Source organism: Xenorhabdus sp. KJ12.1 (assembly GCF_963876495.1).
Classification (GTDB): domain Bacteria; phylum Pseudomonadota; class Gammaproteobacteria; order Enterobacterales; family Enterobacteriaceae; genus Xenorhabdus; species Xenorhabdus stockiae.
Window position 1 is genome coordinate 22,574 of the sequence record NZ_CAWNQH010000001.1, and the last position, 20,711, is coordinate 43,284.

Annotated in this window: 17 protein-coding genes and 1 pseudogene; 9 read left to right on the forward strand and 9 right to left on the reverse strand. The window is 42.3% G+C overall.

What is annotated here, in order from left to right:
• Nucleotides 1–110 (forward strand): annotated as a pseudogene (locus tag AACS92_RS00115) (IS982 family transposase); the annotation flags it as partial.
• Between the two features lie 17 nt (nt 111–127).
• Here AACS92_RS00115 and AACS92_RS00120 read toward each other — a convergent pair.
• The gene (locus AACS92_RS00120) at nt 128–2,056 is read right to left on the reverse strand and encodes a DNA topoisomerase III (RefSeq protein WP_099108302.1); all 1,929 of its coding nucleotides are present in this window, start codon (nt 2,054–2,056) and stop codon (nt 128–130) included.
• Between the two features lie 151 nt (nt 2,057–2,207).
• On the reverse strand, nt 2,208–2,759 hold the full coding sequence (locus tag AACS92_RS00125; protein WP_099108096.1) for an NAD(P)H nitroreductase: 552 nt from the start codon (nt 2,757–2,759) through the stop codon (nt 2,208–2,210).
• A 167-nt stretch (nt 2,760–2,926) separates the two neighbouring features.
• On the opposite strand from AACS92_RS00125, the gene sppA reads away from it, so the two are divergent.
• The 3 genes from sppA (at nt 2,927) to pncA (ending at nt 6,818) form a co-directional block, all read left to right on the forward strand.
• Nucleotides 2,927–4,825, forward strand: coding sequence for a signal peptide peptidase SppA (sppA, locus tag AACS92_RS00130; protein WP_099108097.1), 1,899 nt, complete (start codon nt 2,927–2,929; stop codon nt 4,823–4,825).
• Between the two features lie 276 nt (nt 4,826–5,101).
• A complete protein-coding gene (ansA, locus tag AACS92_RS00135) occupies nt 5,102–6,121 on the forward strand; it encodes an asparaginase (RefSeq protein ID WP_099108303.1) in 1,020 nt (339 codons plus the stop codon).
• A 61-nt stretch (nt 6,122–6,182) separates the two neighbouring features.
• On the forward strand, nt 6,183–6,818 hold the full coding sequence (gene pncA, locus AACS92_RS00140; protein WP_099108098.1) for a bifunctional nicotinamidase/pyrazinamidase: 636 nt from the start codon (nt 6,183–6,185) through the stop codon (nt 6,816–6,818).
• 124 nt (nt 6,819–6,942) lie between these two features.
• Here the strand turns inward: pncA and AACS92_RS00145 are convergent, their stop codons facing one another.
• Nucleotides 6,943–7,224: a YeaC family protein gene (locus AACS92_RS00145; RefSeq protein WP_099108099.1), complete on the reverse strand. Its 282-nt coding sequence runs from the start codon at nt 7,222–7,224 to the stop codon at nt 6,943–6,945.
• Between the two features lie 121 nt (nt 7,225–7,345).
• Nucleotides 7,346–7,753, reverse strand: coding sequence for a peptide-methionine (R)-S-oxide reductase MsrB (gene msrB, locus AACS92_RS00150; protein ID WP_099108100.1), 408 nt, complete (start codon nt 7,751–7,753; stop codon nt 7,346–7,348).
• Nucleotides 7,754–8,094: 341 nt separating this feature from the next.
• Between msrB and gapA the strand changes: the two genes are divergently transcribed.
• Both gapA and AACS92_RS00160 read left to right on the forward strand, forming a co-directional pair.
• Nucleotides 8,095–9,090, forward strand: a complete 996-nt coding sequence (gene gapA, locus AACS92_RS00155) for a glyceraldehyde-3-phosphate dehydrogenase (protein WP_099108101.1) — start codon at nt 8,095–8,097, stop codon at nt 9,088–9,090.
• A 182-nt stretch (nt 9,091–9,272) separates the two neighbouring features.
• Nucleotides 9,273–10,148, forward strand: coding sequence for a D-hexose-6-phosphate mutarotase (locus tag AACS92_RS00160; RefSeq protein ID WP_099108102.1), 876 nt, complete (start codon nt 9,273–9,275; stop codon nt 10,146–10,148).
• A gap of 104 nt (nt 10,149–10,252) precedes the next feature.
• On the opposite strand, the gene dadX is transcribed toward AACS92_RS00160, so the two are convergent.
• The 3 genes from dadX to fadR all read right to left on the reverse strand — a co-directional run bounded on the left by dadX (nt 10,253) and on the right by fadR (nt 13,909).
• Entirely contained in the window at nt 10,253–11,320 is a 1,068-nt protein-coding gene (gene dadX / locus AACS92_RS00165) for a catabolic alanine racemase DadX (RefSeq protein WP_099108103.1), read from the reverse strand.
• Nucleotides 11,321–11,341: 21 nt separating this feature from the next.
• Complete coding sequence (locus AACS92_RS00170) at nt 11,342–12,643, reverse strand: D-amino acid dehydrogenase (RefSeq protein ID WP_099108104.1); 1,302 nt, start codon at nt 12,641–12,643, stop codon at nt 11,342–11,344.
• A gap of 543 nt (nt 12,644–13,186) precedes the next feature.
• Complete coding sequence (gene fadR, locus AACS92_RS00175; protein WP_099108105.1) at nt 13,187–13,909, reverse strand: fatty acid metabolism transcriptional regulator FadR; 723 nt, start codon at nt 13,907–13,909, stop codon at nt 13,187–13,189.
• Nucleotides 13,910–14,269: 360 nt separating this feature from the next.
• Here fadR and nhaB point away from each other — a divergent pair, with 360 nt between their 5' ends.
• From nhaB to ttcA, 3 genes are all read left to right on the forward strand, one after another.
• The gene (gene nhaB, locus AACS92_RS00180; protein WP_099108106.1) at nt 14,270–15,820 is read left to right on the forward strand and encodes a sodium/proton antiporter NhaB; all 1,551 of its coding nucleotides are present in this window, start codon (nt 14,270–14,272) and stop codon (nt 15,818–15,820) included.
• Between the two features lie 264 nt (nt 15,821–16,084).
• Entirely contained in the window at nt 16,085–16,603 is a 519-nt protein-coding gene (gene dsbB / locus AACS92_RS00185; RefSeq protein WP_099108107.1) for a disulfide bond formation protein DsbB, read from the forward strand.
• A 152-nt stretch (nt 16,604–16,755) separates the two neighbouring features.
• Complete coding sequence (ttcA, locus tag AACS92_RS00190; RefSeq protein ID WP_255398356.1) at nt 16,756–17,697, forward strand: tRNA 2-thiocytidine(32) synthetase TtcA; 942 nt, start codon at nt 16,756–16,758, stop codon at nt 17,695–17,697.
• A 246-nt stretch (nt 17,698–17,943) separates the two neighbouring features.
• On the opposite strand, the gene zntB is transcribed toward ttcA, so the two are convergent.
• A complete protein-coding gene (gene zntB, locus AACS92_RS00195) occupies nt 17,944–18,927 on the reverse strand; it encodes a zinc transporter ZntB (RefSeq protein WP_099108109.1) in 984 nt (327 codons plus the stop codon).
• Nucleotides 18,928–18,946: 19 nt separating this feature from the next.
• Nucleotides 18,947–20,572: a peptide ABC transporter substrate-binding protein gene (locus AACS92_RS00200; protein WP_099108110.1), complete on the reverse strand. Its 1,626-nt coding sequence runs from the start codon at nt 20,570–20,572 to the stop codon at nt 18,947–18,949.
• Nucleotides 20,573–20,711 lie beyond the last annotated feature (139 nt).

Here is a 20,711-nt window from a genome sequence, read left to right on the forward strand (position 1 = left end):
CCGGTTTTTTGTTAACCATTTTAACGGGATTGATTGCTTACTGCCTTAAAGAGAAAAAGCCATCACTGAAAATTTTCTACTCAGAAGAAGATATTTCAGCAATAGCTTAAGCGGAATTGGGGTTAAATTATTCAGCTTTATTTGTCTGCTTGGTTTTAGCTTGCTTACCTTTACCTTTTTTCCCTTTCACAGGAGCAGGAGGCAGATCCCTGAAGGCTTTCAAATTTCTATACTGCTTTGCCTGCCAAATCAATTGTTGCAATGTTTCATGAAGAGGCGACATAAAATCCTGATAACGGAATTGCTTCTCACTGATTTGAGTCAGTTTGGATTCCCAATGCGCGGTCATATCAGGCAAGACAGCCATATCGGGTAAAACATGGATTAACGCACGGCCTGCTGGTGTTGCATGAATATATCGTCCCTTTTTATACAGGAATTCCCGCTTGAACAATAATTCAATAATTCCGGCTCTTGTTGCTTCCGTCCCCAAACCATCTGTTGCCCGTAACACTTTTTTCAGCACTTTATCCTGAACAAATCTAGCGATCCCGGTCATAGCTGATAATAAAGTGGCATCAGTGAAATGACGTGGTGGCTGAGTCTGCCTTTCCACGACTTCTCCTTTCTCGCATAATAGTTCATCTCCTTTAGCTACAATCGGCAGTGGTGTACCCTCATTTTCCTCATCACGCTCTTTGTTACCTAATAAGGTTCGCCAGCCGGCTTCTGCCAGAAAGCGAGCCTTGGCAATGAACTTTCCACCAGCAATATCCAGTTCAATTGTGCATTTCCGGAATATAGCATCCGGGAAAAACTGCATCAGGTACTGTCTGGCTATCAATCCATAAATATGCTGTTCATTTTCTGTTAACTTAACCTGACTGCTTCGCGCTGTGGGAATAATTGCATGATGTGCATCAACTTTTTTATCATCCCAGCAACGATTCTTTTTTTCCGTATCAAGCGCATCCTGAGGCAACAAATGGCTGGCATGTACCGAAATAGCGTTTAAAACAGCCTGACGACCCGCAAAGTGTTCTTCTGGAAGGTAACGACAATCTGAACGCGGGTATGTAATCAATTTATGGGTTTCATACAGCCGCTGACAAATATCCAGAACATCCTGAGCACTCAGGCCAAAACGTCTGGCTGCTTCGATCTGTAATGAAGAAAGAGAAAATGGCAAAGGCGCTGTTTCTGATTCCCGTTTATCCTGATAGGCAGAAACATAGGCAGGCTGCCCCATAATGCGCATTACTACATGTTCTGCTAAAGGCCGGTGAATAACTCGCCCTTCTTCATCCTGAAAATCCACACAGGATTCACTGGGCTGCCATACAGCGGTGAACCGCTCTTCTTTCGGGGTAATAATATGAGCTTTAACCTCAAAGAAATCCTTTGGTACAAAATGTTCTATTTCTTCATCACGACGAACAACCAAGCCTAGTACAGGAGTCTGCACTCGGCCAACCGATAGAACCCCTTGATAACCAGCATTCCGACCTAATAAGGTATAAGCTCGGGTCATATTGATCCCATAAAGCCAATCAGCCCTTGCTCTGGCTAAAGCTGAAACACACAGTGGTATAAATTCCCGGTTACTCCTCAGACGTTCGACAGCTTTAAGAACTGCCTGAGGATTTAAATCGTTGATCAGACAACGTTGGACATTCTGCTTTTTATTGTCTTCCAGTTGCAAAAAATCCAGCACTTCATCCACCAGCAACTGCCCTTCGCGATCCGGGTCTCCGGCATGAACAATTTCATCAGCCCTTGCCAGAAGAGATTTAATCGTATTGAGCTGTTTAGCAACCGCTTCTCGTGGTTTTAACTGCCATTTTTCAGGAATAATTGGCAAATCAGCCAAGACCCAGCGCGCATAACGGCTATCGTATACATCTGGCTCAGCTTGTTCTAACAAATGACCTACACACCAAGTAACAACCTGACTATCACCACACTCAATAAACCCATCTCCCCGACGATGAGGTTTCGGTAAAATATCGGCAATAGCACGTGCGAGGCTAGGTTTTTCAGCAATAAAAAGACGCATGGAATTTGTAACAACTTCAATCAATGCCCTGTCTGAGTGTGGTTAATTCAGTTCACCTAGGCAATAAATTAATGGGATAAGCTGATGTAGTGGTGTTTATCCTATCCACCACATCAGGTAATGATATATCTAGTAACTCTAACAGTAATTTTTAGAAATAACTGACAAAATCAGTTAAATCTGGTGAAGATACTTTCATTGGTGATTTAAGCTCTGGTGTACCCAGATAGAGGAACCCAACAATTTTGTCGTGCTCTTCACATCCCAGTCCGGCTCTGACTGTTGAATCTTCTGTCCAAGAACCAGAACGCCATATTCCACCAAACCCTTGAGCCACGGCAGCCATTTGCATGGCATGTACTGCACAGCCTGCGGCTACAACCTGTTCCCATTCTGGCACTTTTACATGCTCAACTACTTTAGCAATAACAGTGATAATCATCGGTGCGCGATAAGGGGCATTTTTTGCTTTTTCTGCCACATCTTCACCCATTTCACCATTAATTGCTGCCTGTTTGAGCAATTTACTGAATTTATCAATTCCTTCCCCTTGCATGACAATAAAATGCCAGGGACGTAATGCTCCATGGTCTGGTGCTCTCATCCCGGCAGCAAGGATATTCTGCAATTCATCCCCCGCAGGGACCGGAGTAGTTAAACGTGCAACAGAACGACGATTCAATAAAAGTTCCAAGGCTTTCATAGTTTCCTCCTGAATAAGATAATCTATCACGACCGGACATTCTCTGTTTATTCGTTACCGAATGAAAGTGTAAATATTATTTTTTCAGTCATTTTCGTGATTTCTGGCTGACATTTATCAGTTAGCTGATTAGGATAATCTTATTTGATCTCATCATCGGAGATAGTATGCATACTTTATGGAGGCTTATAGCAGGGCTACTTAAATGGAGTTGGAAACTGCTAAACTTCGCTCGCCAATTTATTTCCAATCTATTATTTATTGTATTTATTGTATTAGTTGCCAGTGGCGTTCTTATTTATAAAGAACAGTTCCCCGCAGATGATAGTGATTATGGTGGAGCATTATACGTCAATTTATCTGGTACTATCGTTGATCGGGTATCTGCTCGTAATCCGCTGGATCAACTGGGCTGGGATCTTGTCTCTCCTTCCAGCGGCCGCATTCAACAAACTTCGCTATTTGATATTGTTGATAGTATTCGACGGGCAAAAAATGACACTAAAATTACCGGTATGGTGTTAAAACTGGATGATTTTGCAGGGGCTGATCAGGCATCGATGCTTTATATCGGCAAAGTCATCAACGAATTTAAAAGCTCAGGTAAATCCGTTATAGCTATTGGGCAGAACTACAGCCAGCCACAATACTATTTAGCCAGCTATGCTGACAAAATACTCCTTACCCCTCAAGGCGGTGTCTCACTTAAAGGTTATTCAAATAATCATTTGTTCTATAAATCATTATTAGAAAACCTGAAAATCTCTACCCATATTTTCCGTGTCGGTACATACAAATCAGCTGTAGAGCCAATGATGCGAAATGATATGTCGGATGCTGCTCGCACAGCGGATTCCCTTTGGCTGAATGAACTTTGGAATAATTACCGACAAGATATTGCCATCAATAGAAAAATACCAATCGGTCAGGTACTTCCTGAACCCTCAGTATTTATTGAAAAACTCCGTAAAGCAGGTGGAAACAGTGCTCTCTATGCTCTCCAGAACGGTCTGGTAGATAGAATCGCACCTCTGAATGTCATTGAGCAGAAGCTGGAAAAAAAATTCGGCTGGGATAAGAAAAACCAGCATTTCAACTACATCACTATCAATGATTATATTGCTAAAAAACCCATCGAAGATGCTTATCAGAACGATGGTAATATTGCAGTGATTGTGGTTGAAGGGGAAATCATGGATGGCAAACAATCCGGCAGTATAGCTGGCAGTGATACCATCGCAGAACAACTACGCCAAGCACGCCTGAACCCTAATATTAAAGCCATTATCTTGCGAGTAAACAGCCCCGGCGGCAGTATCAGTGCATCTGAACTTATCCGCGGTGAACTGGTAGCCATTCGGGAAGGTACTGATGCAAATGGCAAAAAAATCAATCAAAAACCGATTGTTGTTTCCATGGGAGGGCTTGCTGCATCAGGCGGTTACTGGGTTTCCACACCGGCTAACTATATTATTGCCTCCCCGAACACCTTAACTGGTTCAATTGGTGTTTTTGGTGCTATCACTACTTTTGAAAAAAGTCTGGATTATCTTGGCGTAAATACAGACGGTGTTTCAACTTACCCACTGGCTGACATTTCTACAACAAAAGGGATAAATCCTCTGTTTTCTGAAGTCATACAAATGTCGATTGAAAACGGCTATAGCCAGTTTATCGGGCTGGTAGCAAATTCTCGCCACAAAACAACTGCTGAAATTGAAAAAATCGCTGAAGGCCGTGTCTGGAGTGGTAGTGATGCTAAAAAGAATGGTCTGGTTGATCAGCTAGGCGATTTCGATGACGCTGTTAAGAAAGCCGCTGAACTGGCAGGCCTTAAAACAGTATCGCTAAGCTGGATGCAGCCTGAACTTTCATTTACTGAGAAACTGATGCTGGAATTTTCTTCATCAGCACAGGCAATTATGCCAAATACTTTACAGTCAATGTTGCCAGCTCCATTTGCTCAGGCAGCACAGGATATGAAAAAGCAGGCGGTATTTTATAGCCGCATGAATGACCCGCAAAATATTTATGCTTATTGCCTGAACTGTAGTGATATCCGCTGAGAATTCATCACCAGAACGTGATAATCACAATTAAATATAAAGCCTGATTGCCATACACAATGGGTTTCAAGATGCGTCGCGGCGGCAAGGGAGTTCATCCTCAGGAGCATAGATAACCGTATGTTTATAAAAACGGTAACTGGGGTGAACGAGTGCAGCCAACAAAGAAGCCACTTGAAAGACGAAGTGTATATATACCAGTATCAGGCTTTTTTTATTCCTTATACCCCCTATAATCGGCAGAGAATTTTAAACTACCGCTACTGGGTTACGACCATGCAGAAGAAATCTATCTATGTTGTTTATACGGGTGGAACCATTGGGATGCAGCATTCCCCCAATGGTTATATTCCCGTTTCCGGTCATTTACAGCGACAGCTGACAAAAATGCCCGAGTTTCACCGCCCAGAAATGCCAACATTCACGATCCGTGAACATCATCCCCTTATTGATTCTTCTGATATGAGTCCAGATGATTGGGGAATTATTGCCAGTGATATTTATCAAAATTACCATGATTACGATGGTTTTGTGATCCTGCATGGCACAGATACCATGGCTTTTACCTCTTCAGCCCTCTCTTTCATGTTTGAAAATCTTAACAAGCCAGTTATCGTGACAGGGTCACAAATTCCATTGGAAGCACTGCGTTCAGATGGTCAGACAAATTTGCTCAATGCCCTGTATCTGGCAGCCAACTATCCCGTCAATGAAGTCAGCCTGTTTTTCAACAATAAATTGTATCGAGGGAACAGAACTGTCAAAGCCCATGCTGACGGTTTTGATGCTTTCTCTTCTCCTAATTACCCTCCGCTTATCGAAGCCGGTATCAATATCCGGACATTTAACACCGCTCCACTGCCCGTTGGTCACGGCGATTTTGTTGTACATCAAATCAGCTCACAACCAATTGGCGTAGTCACTATCTATCCGGGGCTGTCGAGCCAAGTGGTTGAAAATATCCTGATGCAGCCTGTCAAGGCATTGATTTTGCGTTCTTATGGTGTCGGCAATGCTCCTCAACGCCCTGATTTATTGAGAATCTTAAAAGAAGCGACTGAAAGAGGAATCATTGTAATCAACTTAACACAATGTATTTCCGGAAGGGTCAATATGGAAGGTTATGCTAACGGTCATGCACTGGCTGCATCAGGTGTGATCAGCGGCTACGATATGACATTTGAAGCAACCCTGACAAAACTTCACTACCTGTTAAGCCAGCACTATGCAACCGAAGAAATTCGCTCTCTGATGCAGCAAAATCTACGCGGAGAATTGAGTTACTCCGACAAATAATAAGCATATTCAAAATATTAACGGGCAGACTATAAGACGAAAGTATGAATTAAGGAATAGAATGAAAACCGCACTATTACTTATCGATCTACAAAATGACTTCTGTACAGGTGGCGCACTGGCGGTAAAAGGGAGTGAAGAAGTTATCACCGTAGCAAATGAAGCTATTCAATTGTGTCAGCAGTACAATGTCAGCATCATTGCAAGTCAGGACTGGCACCCGTCTAATCATATGAGTTTTGCAGTAAATTCAGGCCAGCCAGTTGGTGAATTAGGTGTGCTAAACGGTATCCCTCAAATATGGTGGCCTGTACATTGTGTACAGGGGCAATCAGGCGCAGCTTTCCATCCAGCCTTAAACCAAGCTGCTATCCAGGAGATTTTCCGTAAAGGTGAAAATCCACAGATAGACAGTTACAGCGCATTTTTCGATAACGATCGTAAAAATGCAACCCGATTACATGGCTGGCTATCAGAGCAACATATCAATCGCCTGCTTATTCTTGGTATCGCTACCGATTACTGCGTAAAATTCACCGTATTAGATGCCTTAGCACACGGGTATGAAACTTACGTTATTACGGAAGGCTGCCGGGGGGTTAATATTCACGCGGATGACAGCCAGCAGGCTATTGAGGAAATGGCAGCTAAAGGTGCCAAATTTATTTCATTGAAGGAGATAGCTGCCCTTTTTTAACGTACCAAGCATAAAAATATTTTTAAACCGCTGACCACTATAACTACATATCCTAAATCAGATTAGCCTCGTTCTTTATTCTCAATCAATAGGGAGAACGAGGCTACCGATTTAATCTACTGGCTCATTCTTCTGATTGCGGCTTCAATCTGGCAACCATCTCTGACTGAAACATTGCTTTCAGTTCTTGTTTACTTTTTACGGCAATTTGGCCATCGGTGCCAATCGTCATATGTTCCGGATCGTGATTATGTCTGGCTTGCCAAAGCATGACCATTTGCAGGCTATGCTCTTTTTGCTCTGGTGTTAATGGAACACCATCCTGCCATTTCCCTAATTCGACAGCCTGAACCAGTCGCTGGTAAATCTCAGGTGTCATGGCAGAAAGTAAATCATCTACATTCATCGGTATTTCCTTAAGGCTATTATTTCCTTAAAACTATATACTAACATCTCTGGCTGAATCGATTCTATATCACTTGCCAATTCGCATCATATTTGGTCAAAAAACGTCGCCACTTATCATATTAACCGGCGGTTTCTTCTCCTGAGTCTTCATCAATGAAGCGTAACGCAGCCGAATTAATGCAAAAACGCTCTCCTGTAGGTTTAGGGCCATCAGGAAAAACATGCCCCAAATGTGCCTGACAATGGCTGCAACGCACCTCGATCCGATGCATACCATAAGAATAATCATCAATATAATTAATGGATTTATCATTAATCGGCTGATAAAAACTTGGCCACCCACATCCGGAATCAAATTTTGTGTCGGAAACAAATAGTGGCTGAGAACAGCACAGGCAATGATAAATACCACTTTTTTTGTTGTGCAACAGTTTTCCTGAAAATGGCGGCTCTGTACCTGCTTCTTGCGTCACATAACGCTGCATTTCACTGAGCTGCTCAAGAGGAGAAGAGATATCTTTAGCCATGATAACCACCTTTTAAGGCCAGTATTTTCAACAAAAGGTACCGAAAACAACAAAAAGCAAATATTAAACTGTTAAATCGCATTTTAACCCATTCAACATGATGATTTACTTTACTAATTGTGATAAATCTCACATATCTCATTAATGGTAACTTTAAATATCTCCTTATACCCCGATAATGGTGAGCGTAAAGATTGTTACAGTTGTACAACGGATATCCAGATAGTGGTTTTTAAATTGATCTTTTTCAATTGTTGACACGATTCCGCTTGACGACTGGCAAGATTTTGGTAACTTTAGAAACAACTTTTAATTCACTAAAAAATAGCTGGTGGAATACTATGACTATCAAAGTAGGTATTAACGGTTTTGGTCGTATTGGCCGTATTGTTTTCCGTGCTGCACAAGAGCGTTCTGACATTGAAATCGTTGCAATCAATGACCTGTTAGATGCAGATTACATGGCTTACATGCTGAAATACGACTCAACCCATGGCCGCTTCAAAGGTACAGTTGAAGTTAAAGACGGTCATCTGGTTGTTAACGGCAAAACCATCCGCGTTACATCTGAAAGAGACCCAGCTAACCTGAAATGGAACGAGGTAGGTGTTGATGTTGTTGCTGAAGCAACCGGCATTTTCCTGACTGACGAAACTGCGCGTAAACACATCGCTGCCGGCGCGAAAAAAGTTGTCCTGACTGGTCCTTCAAAAGACGATACCCCAATGTTCGTTATGGGTGTTAACCACAGCGCTTACGCAGGTCAAGACATCGTTTCCAACGCATCTTGCACAACTAACTGCCTTGCTCCACTGGCTAAAGTTATCAACGATAAATTTGGCATCGTTGAAGGTTTGATGACAACTGTTCACGCAACAACAGCTACTCAGAAAACTGTTGATGGCCCTTCTGCAAAAGACTGGCGTGGTGGCCGTGGTGCGGCACAAAACATCATCCCATCTTCTACCGGTGCTGCAAAAGCAGTAGGTAAAGTTATTCCTGAACTGAACGGCAAACTGACTGGTATGTCTTTCCGTGTACCTACTCCTAACGTTTCTGTTGTTGACCTGACTGCCCGTCTGGAAAAACCAGCAACTTATAAAGAAATCTGTGAAGCAATCAAAGAAGCTGCTGAAGGCGAGTTGAAAGGCATTCTGGGTTACACTGAAGATGACGTTGTATCCACCGATTTCAACGGCGAAAAACTGACTTCTGTCTTCGACGCAAAAGCAGGTATCGCACTGAACGATAACTTTGTAAAACTGGTTTCTTGGTATGACAACGAAACAGGTTACTCAAACAAAGTTCTGGATCTGGTCGCACACATTTCTAAATAACTGAACCTGTCTACCTTATAAATTTCAGGTTGCAGACAACAAAATCTCAACCTGAAAGATAACAGGTATAATCATTGTTCAATAAGCCACCTTTTACGGTGGCTTTTATTTTACCACTCTTTCACAATAAGCTATTCTTGCCTTCATTAACCATCAATACAAGTTTATATAAGGTCATGATGATGCTTGATAAAATTTTCTCTTTGCCAATTGTAAAGCAGATATCTCCTCATATCAGTCAACGGGATATTGATGGATTTCCATTAATTGTGATTAGTCACCCGAAAGTCCGCAGCGCAATCAGTATTCAGGGTGCGCACCTTATGGCGTGGCAGCCCAGTGGTGAAAAGCCAGTATTATGGTTAAGCAATAATACAAAATTCCGTGCAGGAACAGCCATCCGTGGTGGTATCCCCATCTGTTGGCCGTGGTTTGGGCCTCAGGACACGCCGAGTCATGGGTTTGCCCGGATTTTACCATGGGAATTCAAAGGGCATCATGAACATGAAAATGGTGTCATTTTGATGTTCACACTACAAAACAGCGAATATACCAAACAACTATGGCCACATGAGTTTACACTTATTGCCCGCTTTAAATTAGGTGAAACCTGTGAAATAGAGCTGGAATCCTACGGAGATTATCAAACCACATGCGCTCTCCACTCTTATTTTAATATCAGCGATATAGAGAAAATTCAGGTCAGTGGATTAGGCAGTCACTTTATCGATTCGATAACCAACAAAAAACAGCAATCGACTAGTGAAAAACTCACGTTTCAAGGGCGAACCGATCGTATTTACACCAAGCCAGAAGATTTCAGCCTACTTAATGATAAACAATGGAAGCGTACCATCGAGATTCATCACTATCATCACAGTGATATCGTTTGCTGGAATCCCGGAGCAGAATTATCAGGCAGCATGCAAGATATGGAGAACGAAGGCTATAAAACTATGGTCTGTGTTGAAACTGCTCGTATCAGTAGCCCCTTGTATTCTAAAAACGGGAACCCCGGCAAGCTATCTGTCGTCCTTCGTTGCCGCCAGACAAGCTGAACATAACTTATTGGTCAGAATTAAAATGGGATGAACAGGCATTGATTCAAACTGCATGGAAGCGGTACGAAAAAATGCCTGAGAAAATAATAAACCCTTTATCATTAATCAACAACCACCGGAACACGTCTGGCTAAAGCGCACAACAGTTCATAACCTATCGTTCCAGCAAACTCTGCGACTTCATCCACGGGTAATTTTGCTCCCCATAGCTCAACAGAGCTACCGATTGTGGCTTCTGGGCATGGTGTCAGATCCACCGTCATCATATCCATTGATATCGCTCCCAGCACACGGGTGCGGATACCATCAACAACAACAGGTGTTCCTGTTGATGCATGACGAGGATAGCCATCAGCATAACCGCATGCAACAGTACCCACTCGGGTTGGAGACTGTGTGGTATAGCGGCTGCCGTAACCAATTTTTACCCCTTTAGCCAGTTCATGGACCGCGATAATTTCACTTTTCAGACTCATCGCAGGTCTCAATCCCGAATCTGCAATATCACGCCACTTTCCGCTGGGAGACGCCCCATATAGAATGATCCCCGGCCTGACCCAATCACGATGCGTTTGCGGGTGCCATAGAATGGCGCCAGAATTAGCCAAGCAATGCGAAAGATCGTCCATTCTGAGCTCTTTAACCACTGTAAATTGCTCACTAACACCCATTTCATTATCGGAATTCGCAAAATGGGTCATTAAAGTGACTGATCTGATATTCTGTATCCCATTTGCCATTGATACTATCTGTGGATATTCATCGGGAGTGAAACCCAGACGGTTCATGCCACTGTTAAGTTTTAAGTAGACATCTACAGGTTTATCGAATTCTGCCTCTTCTATTGCCTGAAGCTGCCAGCGACTATGTACTGCCGTTGTCAGATTATATTTATTGATTATCTGCAAATCTTCGGCTTTGAAGAAACCTTCCAACAACAGGATAGGCCCTTGCCACCCCTGTTCTCTCAAATAAATAGCTTCATTCATATCAAGCAGAGCAAAACCATCCGTCTGCGTGAGTGATTGCCATATTCTGTCCAACCCATGCCCATATGCATTCGCTTTCACTACCGACCAAATTTTACTGTGACCGACCTTCTGACGGATCATTGCCAGATTATGGCGGAATGCATCAAGGTGGATCGTCGCCAAAATAGGACGTGGCATATTGACCCCTTCTAATTTACTTTACGCAGTATGTAAGCGATGCTTCGCCCGAAGTACTTTGGTATTAAACCCATCGGTGTATCTGAATACAGAAAGATCATCCGCGGCAATATCAGTTTTTTTGCCTGAGATTAAGTCAGATAACAGCTTTCCTGAACCACAGGCCATCGTCCAGCCTAATGTGCCATGTCCGGTATTCAGATAAAGGTTAGCGTATTTCGTCGGGCCAACAATAGGTGTGCCATCCGGTGTCATCGGGCGTAACCCAGCCCAGAATGAAGCTTCAGCAATATTGCCACCGTCGTGGTAAAGATCATCAACGACCATTTTTAGTGTTTCACAACGGCTTTTTAGTACGTCCAAGTTAAAACCGACGACTTCTGCCATACCGCCAACCCGGATACGATTATCGAAACGCGTAATAGCAATTTTATAAGTTTCATCCAGTATCGTTGAAGTCGGTGAACGAGTTTCATCCATTACCGGCATTGTCAGCGAATAGCCTTTCATAGGGTAAACCGGAATTGTGACAAGACCTCTCAATAATTCGGTGGAATAAGCCCCCATCGCTATCACATACTGATCAGCGGTTATAACACCATCATCACACTGAATACCGCTAACCTTATCGCCATCCATCAGAATTTGTTTAACCTGCTTGTTAAATATAAATCTGACACCTGCTTTTTCTGCCATTTTGGCTAATTCTTTGGTAAAAATCTGGCAATCACCGGTTTCATCATTAGGAAGTTGCAATCCCCCCGTTAATTTATGGGAAGAGTGGACAAGAGCCGGCTCTACTGACGCTAATTGTTCTGCCGTCAATAATCGATAAGGAACACCCTCCTGCTCCAATACCGCAATATCCTTGGCTGCGCTATCAAACTGCTTAGCAGTTCTGAACAGTTGTAATGTTCCCCCAAGACGCTCCTCATACCGAATACCTGTATCCGCTCTCAACTGTTTAATACAGTCACGGCTATATTCAGCCAAACGCACCATCCTGCTTTTATTCATCGCATAATGGTCAGCATCGCAATTGCGTAGCATTTGCCACATCCAGCGCAACTGAAATAATGAACCATCAGGGCGAATAGCTAGCGGAGCATGGCGCTGGAACAGCCATTTGAACGCTTTTAACGGAATACCCGGAGCACCCCAGGGAGTTGAATACCCGGGTGAAATTTGCCCGGCATTGCCTGCACTCGTTTCTTCAGCAGCACTCTGCTGACGATCCACGACGATCACTTCATGACCTTCCTGAGCCAGATACCAGGCGCTGGTGACGCCAATAACACCACTGCCTAAAATAAGGACTTTCATTCTGCCACCTGCTGATAAGAAATACACGAAGACAAGCATAATATGCTAAATAGAAAAATCCAACACAGAATAATAGACCATGAAATGATTAATTGAATTTTAGGATTTAAATCACAATTCCATTACAAAATCATGATAAAAAACTTTCTTATTATCAGATGATAAACAAAAAAACAATCTAAAATACAATCAAATAGAAAAGGATTAAATGCTATTAATTGATTATATAAGTGTTCTAAAAAGTGATTTTTACGGTAAAAAAGCAACATTAAGTTCACAATATTCGAATTTATATTAATTCAAAAAAATGCAATAATTAAGAATTAAATCCCGAACCAATGTGAACTGAACAGTATAATAATTTAAAAATTTGAATTTTACAGCTTGAGTGGGTTTTCACCATTTATGAGGAGATAAGAAAACACCTCTTCATAGATATAATTATGAAAAAATGGGAAGCAGCGAACTACACAAAGCAGTTCGCCTTTAAAGAATAAGCTAGATTAGAAAATCAACTTGATAATTGGAAAAGATATAATTTGATTAATTCTGACGTGCTGCTGTTAAGTCATTGAACATAATGCCTTGCATTTCATGCCAAATGGTTCCGCTTTCTTTACCATAATTACGTACGCATTCCATGATCTTATCGTAGGCTTCTTCCCGGCACAGTACGCTCAATTGCTGATAGAAATTCAGCGCCAGTTTACGAGCCTCTGGGTTCGAAAAGTAATAACGACCCACACGAGTATAAAGCCCTTTTAATCCGTTAATGATCAACCCATAAATAGGATTTCCTGACGCAAATGCTAAGCCACGGAAAATATCATAATCCACAGAACTGAAAGACTCCGCAGTGTCTTCTGCTTTATCTTTTTCAGCCAGAACTTCCAGTGCTTTTTCCGGATTATGTCTGAATGCAGTACGGATAAAAATGGCCGCAATATTTGTGCGCACTGACAGTAAATTATCCACCAGCTGAGGCACACGATCATGATCTAAACGTGCCAGAGTTTCCAGAATATTAAGACCTGATGTTTCCCAGAAATTATTGACCTTTGTTGGTTTTCCATGCTGAATAGTCAACCAGCCATCACGAGCAAGACGCTGCAATACTTCACGCAAAGTGGTACGAGTGACACCGATTAATTCAGATAATTCACGCTCTGCTGGCAGAATGGAGCCTGGTGGAAAACGATTATTCCATATACTTTCAATGATATACTCTTCCGCAAAACTCGCAGGACTCTGAGCCTTAATTACCATATTTAAACTATTCCAAAACTGTTTTCTTGGCTAATAATAGGTACTGATCATACCAGAATGCGCCAGATCGACATAGTTACATAATAAATAAACCATGAAAGAGTGAAAGAGGTCATAAAAAAATATAATTATTACCCAATTAATTATGAGATTATCCCCTTAAATTACCACCAGTTAGAGCGTACGATACCCAATGTATTTCAAGTTGCATCAAAACAGTCAGGAAGCGTCTCCCAGAGGCATAATCACTAGATGACTGGAATAAACGAGCGCAACCAACAGAGAGGTAACTGAAAAACAACGGGTATGTTGTGCTTTAGAAATGTCCCATGTATCCACAGAAGAGGAATATTAATAATAATGGAAATCAGTATCCGACGTGCAGTGGTGAAAAACTTTCTCGGCAATTCGCCGGATTGGTACAAATTGGCTATCGTTGTTTTTCTTATCATCAATCCACTGGTTTTTTTCTATGTCAGCCCCTTCGTTGCAGGCTGGATGCTCGTTGTGGAATTTATCTTCACACTGGCAATGGCGTTAAAATGCTATCCGTTGCAGCCGGGAGGTTTACTTGCTATTGAAGCTGTGCTTATCGGCATGACCTCACCAAAACAGATAGGGCATGAGATCAGCAATAATCTGGAAGTTATTCTGCTGCTGATTTTCATGGTTGCCGGTATTTACTTCATGAAGCAACTTCTGCTATTTGTTTTCACTAAACTACTCTTGAGCATTCGTTCCAAAAAAATGCTGGCTCTGGCCTTCTGTCTGGCAAGTGCATTTTTATCTGCTTTTCTTGATGCCCTGACAGTTATAGCCGTTGTTATCAGCGTATCTGTTGGCTTTTATTCTATTTATCATCGTTATCTTTCCAGCCAGAATAATGGCAGTACAGATCTTAACGATGATCAATTTATTGATAATGAAGATAAAAGACAGACACTGGATCAGTTCCGGGCATTTCTGCGCAGCCTGATGATGCATGCCGGTGTCGGTACAGCATTAGGCGGTGTGATGACGATGGTCGGTGAACCACAAAACCTGATCATCGCAAAACATGTTGGCTGGGATTTCGTGACATTCTTTATCCGTATGTCTCCTGTCACCGTGCCTGTTTTTATCTGTGGATTACTGGTTTGTCTGCTGGTTGAACATTTCAAACTGTTTGGTTACGGTGCCGAACTACCTGAGCGTGTCCGCTCTGTTTTGGAAGACTATGCGAAAAAAGCCGGTGAAAAACGTACCCGTCAGGAAAAAGCTCAGCTTGTTGTTCAGGCTTTAATCGGCATCTGGCTGATTGTTGCTTTGGCATTCCACCTAGCTGAAGTCGGTTTGATTGGCCTGTCAGTGATTATTATGGCTACTGCTTTTTGTGGTATCACGGAAGAACATGCTTTAGGTAAAGCCTTTGAGGAAGCCTTACCGTTTACTGCATTATTGACAGTCTTCTTTTCTGTGGTTGCGGTCATTATTGATCAACAACTATTTACCCCATTTATTCAGTTTGTACTGCAATCCTCACCAGCGTCACAACTTTCCCTGTTTTATCTGTTTAATGGTCTGCTTTCCGCAGTATCTGACAACGTATTTGTAGGTACTGTTTATATTAATGAAGCTCTGACTGCGCTTAAAAGTGGTCTTATTTCACAGCAGCAATATGAATTTTTAGCTGTAGCCATTAATACAGGAACCAACCTACCATCCGTAGCGACACCAAACGGACAGGCTGCTTTCCTGTTCCTGCTGACATCTGCGCTCTCGCCTCTGATCCGCCTGTCTTATGGGCGTATGGTGCTAATGGCTCTACCTTACACAATTGTGATGACTCTTGTGGGTCTGCTGTGTGTTGAATTTTGGCTACTGCCTGCTACTGAATATCTTGTAAAACTTGGTTGGGTTATCCCACAATAATCCCTTATATTTATTATTAAGGAATTCTGCCGGATAGGGTGTAAAATCCCCCTATCCGGTTTTTTTATCCCTTCGAATATCCAGTCGATTTCATGCTGCCTCCGGCGGTACAGGAACGAATTTGCACCGCCAACAAAAAGGCAATTTGAAAGAGGATGGGTATAATTTAAAAAAACAACATAATTGACCTTAAATTGATTCTTTTGTGATTTAAGAAACGCAGAATAAACGGCTACCTATATATATGATACGGGAAGAAGAAGAATGTTACATTTTCTAAAATGGAGTTCCCAAGGGCGAAGCGCATGGTTGTTAATGGCGTTAACAGCTCTTTTACTGGAGTTTGTTGCTCTTTACTTTCAACATGTTATGCAGTTACAACCCTGTGTAATGTGCATTTATGAGCGTGTTGCTCTATTCGGTATTTTCGGGGCGGCCCTGCTGGGAGCTATCGCCCCCAAAACCCCGCTGCGCTGGCTGGCTATTTTACTCTGGCTTTATAGCTCATGGCACGGATTACAACTGGCATGGGATCATACCATGATGCAGTTATACCCCAGCCCTTTTAATACCTGTGAATTTTTTGTCAGATTTCCGTCATGGCTGCCGTTAAATGAATGGCTGCCTTCGGTGTTTCAGGCTTTTGGAGATTGTTCAATAAAACAATGGTCATTTCTGACACTGGATATGCCGCAATGGCTGATTGGTGTCTTTGCTGCTTATTTATTAGTGGGTGTTCTGGTTCTGATCAGCCAGTTTTTCCGGCTGAAATATAAGTATTAAGAACAAAAAGGCTGTCTTTCCTACGCGGGGAAAGCAGCCTTTTTCGCTAACTCTAATTGATAATCCCTTCCTATCCGCTATTATTGTTTCCTTTTCATGTTCTCCGCCATAAAATCATCGTAATTTTTTTAAGGGCCTTTAGTCGAACAGCCATCAGAAACAGTAAAGAACAACCAGAAATGAATACTCAAAAAGAACAGTATAATTTTAATAAATTACAAAAACGTCTGCGTCGTGATGTCGGGCAAGCCATTGCAGATTTTAATATGATCGAAGAAGGCGATCGCATTATGGTCTGCCTTTCTGGTGGCAAAGACAGCTACACCCTGCTGTCTATTTTGCAGAACCTGCAAAAAAGTGCCCCTATTAACTTTTCGCTTATTGCCGTCAATCTGGATCAAAAACAACCAGGTTTTCCTGAGCACATCCTTCCGGCTTATCTGGATGAACTGGGCGTCGAGTATAAGATTGTCGAAGAAAATACCTACGGTATTGTCAAAGAAAAAATCCCGGAAGGAAAAACAACCTGCTCTCTGTGCTCCCGACTGCGTCGTGGTATTTTATACCGCACCGCTACTGAACTGGGCGCAACCAAAATCGCGCTGGGGCATCATCGTGATGATATCCTGCAGACTGTCTTTCTGAATATGTTTTATGGCGGCAAATTAAAAGGCATGCCACCTAAACTAATCAGTGATGATGGTAAACACATTGTTATACGCCCGCTGGCTTACTGCCGGGAAAAAGATATCGAACGCTACGCAGAAGCGAAAGCATTTCCCATTATCCCTTGTAATTTGTGTGGCTCACAGCCAAATCTGCAACGCCAGGTTATCAAGGATATGCTGCGTGACTGGGACAAACGCTATCCCGGACGCATTGAAACTATGTTCCGAGCGGTACAGAACGTGGTTCCATCACATCTCAGCGATTTTAATCTGTTCGACTTCAAAAGCATTAATCACGACAGTGAAATTATTGCTGGAGGGGACCTGGCTTTTGATCGGGAGGAGTTACCCGTACAACCTGCTATTGACCCTGATGAACAAATTGATTTTCAGGCGGATCGGCTGGATGTTATCGAAATAAAGTAATAAAAAAATAGCCGATGCTAAGGATTTTAGTATCGGCATAATGTCAATTTTAATCGGTATAAAACTCAATATGAGAAACACTACAATCATGGAGCACAACGTTCATCGCTCAACGTTGTATTCACCTGCAGGGTTATAGTGCCTCAACTTGAGATACTGATTATTGATATATCTCAAATCCGCATGAAATTAACCATCAGATTCAATGAACATTCGGTTCAGAACTCACGGCAATCGCAATTTTTCCTATAACCACTTACTTCGCTTTAACCACCATGCGAACCCCGCTATCAATAACGACAGCAGCAGGCTGAATAAACCAAAGCCAAATTCATCCTTATTTCCGGGGATCCCGCCAAGGTTAACACCAAATAAACCGGTTAAAAAAGTACTTGGTAAGAATATCATTGTTAACAATGACATCATGTAAATACGACGGTTCATCGCATCCGCCATAATGGAAGTAATCTCATCGGCAAGGACCGCTGTCCTTGCGATACAGCTATCCAAATCATCCAGCCCACGCCCGAGACGATCAGAGACTTCCTGGATCAGATGACGAGCCTCGTCACTCATCCACGGCAACTTCTCACTGGACAGTCGTGTCAAAACATCTCGCTGGGGTGCCATATACCGACGAAGAACAATCAACTGTTTGCGTAATAACACTAATTCACCTCGTCCGGGGATCTTCTGTTCCAGAATGTTATCCTCAAACTCAATCAGGCTGTCATGTAACTCTTCAATAAAATCGTTCACTTCGTCAGTGATAGCATCAGCGATTTCAACCAGCCAGTGCCCTGTATTTTTTGCTCCTACGCCATTATTTAAATCAGCCAGAACTTGATCAACCGAATAGACTTTTCTATGGCTGCTGGAAATAATTATCCTGTCATTAATGTAGATGCGAAACGATACCAAGTGATCAGAGCGGGCATTGTCATTGCGATTAATTGTCCGCAACATAATCATCGCCCCCTCACCGGTACGAATGAGTTTGGGCCGAATACTCTCACCCACCAGCCCTTCTTTTACCGGAACTGGTAGTTGGTTAGTTTTCATAATCCATTGATAACTAGCTTGATTTTTATAATCAAGATGCTGCCAGAATGGTTGCCCTACCGTCGCAGATACATTTTCGCTAAAACCTGTAATCCCCCCCTTCCCATTCAATTGGCAGGCATACACAGCGTTTGAATCTTTAAATGCTGAGCCATAAATCGTTTCCACATCCTCTCCTGTTCAACATTTAATGTTTTTTAATGATATACATAGTATGGCTATACGCCATATCTTCAGGATTGGTGATCGGGTATCCTTTTAACCATTTTTTGATTAACCGACCATTAGTGTACTGATAAATAGGAACAATCGGAGCCTGTTCTTCAATCATTTTTTCAGCCTGATTATAATCCCTGTTTCTGGCGGCATCGTCTGTTTCCAGACTAGCCTCTTTTAACAAAGCGTCATAAGCTGGGTTATAAAATTTGGCCAAATTTCCGCTATGTGTTGATGTCAAAAGTGATAAGAAACTTGATGGCTCATTATAATCTCCGGTCCATGATGCCCGGACTACATCAAAATTACCGGTATTCCGGTTATCAACGTAAGTTTTCCATTCCTGATTGACTAACTTCACCTCAACGCCCAGTTTTTTCTTCCACTCTGAACTGACTGCAATGGCAATACGTTGATTATTCTCTAAATTGTTATAGAGCAAAGAAAGTTTTAGTGGATTATCAGGGCCATAACCTGCTTCTTTCAGCAGTAATCGTGCTCTTCTATCTCTTTCCTGCTGAGTTATAATCTGTTGCTGACTTTTTTCTGGATGAAAACCGGCCGTAACGTCAGGTGTAAAATGCCATGCAGGTTTTTCGCCTGTGCCTAATATCTTTTCTGCAACCAGATTCTTATTGATGGTCATGGCAAGCGCCTGCCGGACACGGATATCATTAGTCGGTGCACGCTGAGTATTAAATGCGTAGTAATACGTTCCCAATTGATCCGGAGTGAACACCTCTCCCGGAATATCATGCAGTAACTTGTGGTACATATTCTTAGGGAAAGATTCAGTAATATCCAAATCCCCTGCCAGATAGCGGTTAACCGCATGAGATTCCTGATTGATTGGTACAAACGTCACTTTTTTCAGTACTGTTTTCTTGTGATCCCAGTAATAAGGGTTAGGCGACAGAACAATTTTTTCATTTACTACACGCCCCGTCAGCATGAAAGCGCCGTTACCCACCAAATGGCCTACCTTGGTCCAATCATTACCGTATTTTTCAACGTTCTGTTTATTCACCGGATAAAGGCTAAAGTGAGTAGTCATATTAGGGAAATAAGGCACTGGGCGATCCAGCGTAACTTTTACTGTATAAGCATCAAGAGCCTCAACACCTAATTTTTCCGGGGGTAATTTACCATCTATAATTTTTTGGGCATTCTGAATTCCTGCCAGAGCAGCAAACCAAGAAAATGAAGAAGCATTTTTAGGATTAACCAGCCTCTGCCAGCTATATACAAAATCAGAGGCGGTGACTTTGTCACCATTAGACCAGCGGGCATCCTGTCGTAGCGTAAATATCCATGTTTTGTTATCTGTCGTCTTCCAGTTAATCGCAACTCCCGGAACGGGCTTACCATCGGCATCCTGATTAACGAGACCTTCCAGTAAATCACGCAACACCTGCGCTTCTATTAAGCCGAAGGATTTAATCGGGTCAAGTGATGCTGGTTCATCTTTCAAATGGCGAACCAGCTCCTGATGAGGGTCTAACTGAGTTCCTACAGGAACATCAGCAGCATAAACAGAAAGAGGTAAGGAAAGCCCTGTCATCAGTAATACAGAAGGGAACAAGGTAAAATTGTGCATAAATATTTACTCTTTTGGTCTAATAATTATCCTAAAATAAATTATAAGACACTGTTAATTAAACAATAGATGAGTATTTATAAATATTACAGCTATTTTTGTGGGCAAGATCGCACTATTCCATTACACTGGCACCGCA

Excerpts from the sequence above, each read along its gene's own strand:
- AACS92_RS00120 (WP_099108302.1), bottom strand. The coding sequence starts at position 2,056 with ATGCGTCTTTTTATTGCTGAAAAACCTAGCCTCGCACGTGCTATTGCC.
- AACS92_RS00125 (WP_099108096.1), bottom strand. The coding sequence starts at position 2,759 with ATGAAAGCCTTGGAACTTTTATTGAATCGTCGTTCTGTTGCACGTTTA.
- sppA (WP_099108097.1), top strand. The coding sequence starts at position 2,927 with ATGCATACTTTATGGAGGCTTATAGCAGGGCTACTTAAATGGAGTTGG.
- ansA (WP_099108303.1), top strand. The coding sequence starts at position 5,102 with ATGCAGAAGAAATCTATCTATGTTGTTTATACGGGTGGAACCATTGGG.
- pncA (WP_099108098.1), top strand. The coding sequence starts at position 6,183 with ATGAAAACCGCACTATTACTTATCGATCTACAAAATGACTTCTGTACA.
- AACS92_RS00145 (WP_099108099.1), bottom strand. The coding sequence starts at position 7,224 with ATGAATGTAGATGATTTACTTTCTGCCATGACACCTGAGATTTACCAG.
- msrB (WP_099108100.1), bottom strand. The coding sequence starts at position 7,753 with ATGGCTAAAGATATCTCTTCTCCTCTTGAGCAGCTCAGTGAAATGCAG.
- gapA (WP_099108101.1), top strand. The coding sequence starts at position 8,095 with ATGACTATCAAAGTAGGTATTAACGGTTTTGGTCGTATTGGCCGTATT.
- AACS92_RS00160 (WP_099108102.1), top strand. The coding sequence starts at position 9,273 with ATGCTTGATAAAATTTTCTCTTTGCCAATTGTAAAGCAGATATCTCCT.
- dadX (WP_099108103.1), bottom strand. The coding sequence starts at position 11,320 with ATGCCACGTCCTATTTTGGCGACGATCCACCTTGATGCATTCCGCCAT.
- AACS92_RS00170 (WP_099108104.1), bottom strand. The coding sequence starts at position 12,643 with ATGAAAGTCCTTATTTTAGGCAGTGGTGTTATTGGCGTCACCAGCGCC.
- fadR (WP_099108105.1), bottom strand. The coding sequence starts at position 13,909 with ATGGTAATTAAGGCTCAGAGTCCTGCGAGTTTTGCGGAAGAGTATATC.
- nhaB (WP_099108106.1), top strand. The coding sequence starts at position 14,270 with ATGGAAATCAGTATCCGACGTGCAGTGGTGAAAAACTTTCTCGGCAAT.
- dsbB (WP_099108107.1), top strand. The coding sequence starts at position 16,085 with ATGTTACATTTTCTAAAATGGAGTTCCCAAGGGCGAAGCGCATGGTTG.
- AACS92_RS00200 (WP_099108110.1), bottom strand. The coding sequence starts at position 20,572 with ATGCACAATTTTACCTTGTTCCCTTCTGTATTACTGATGACAGGGCTT.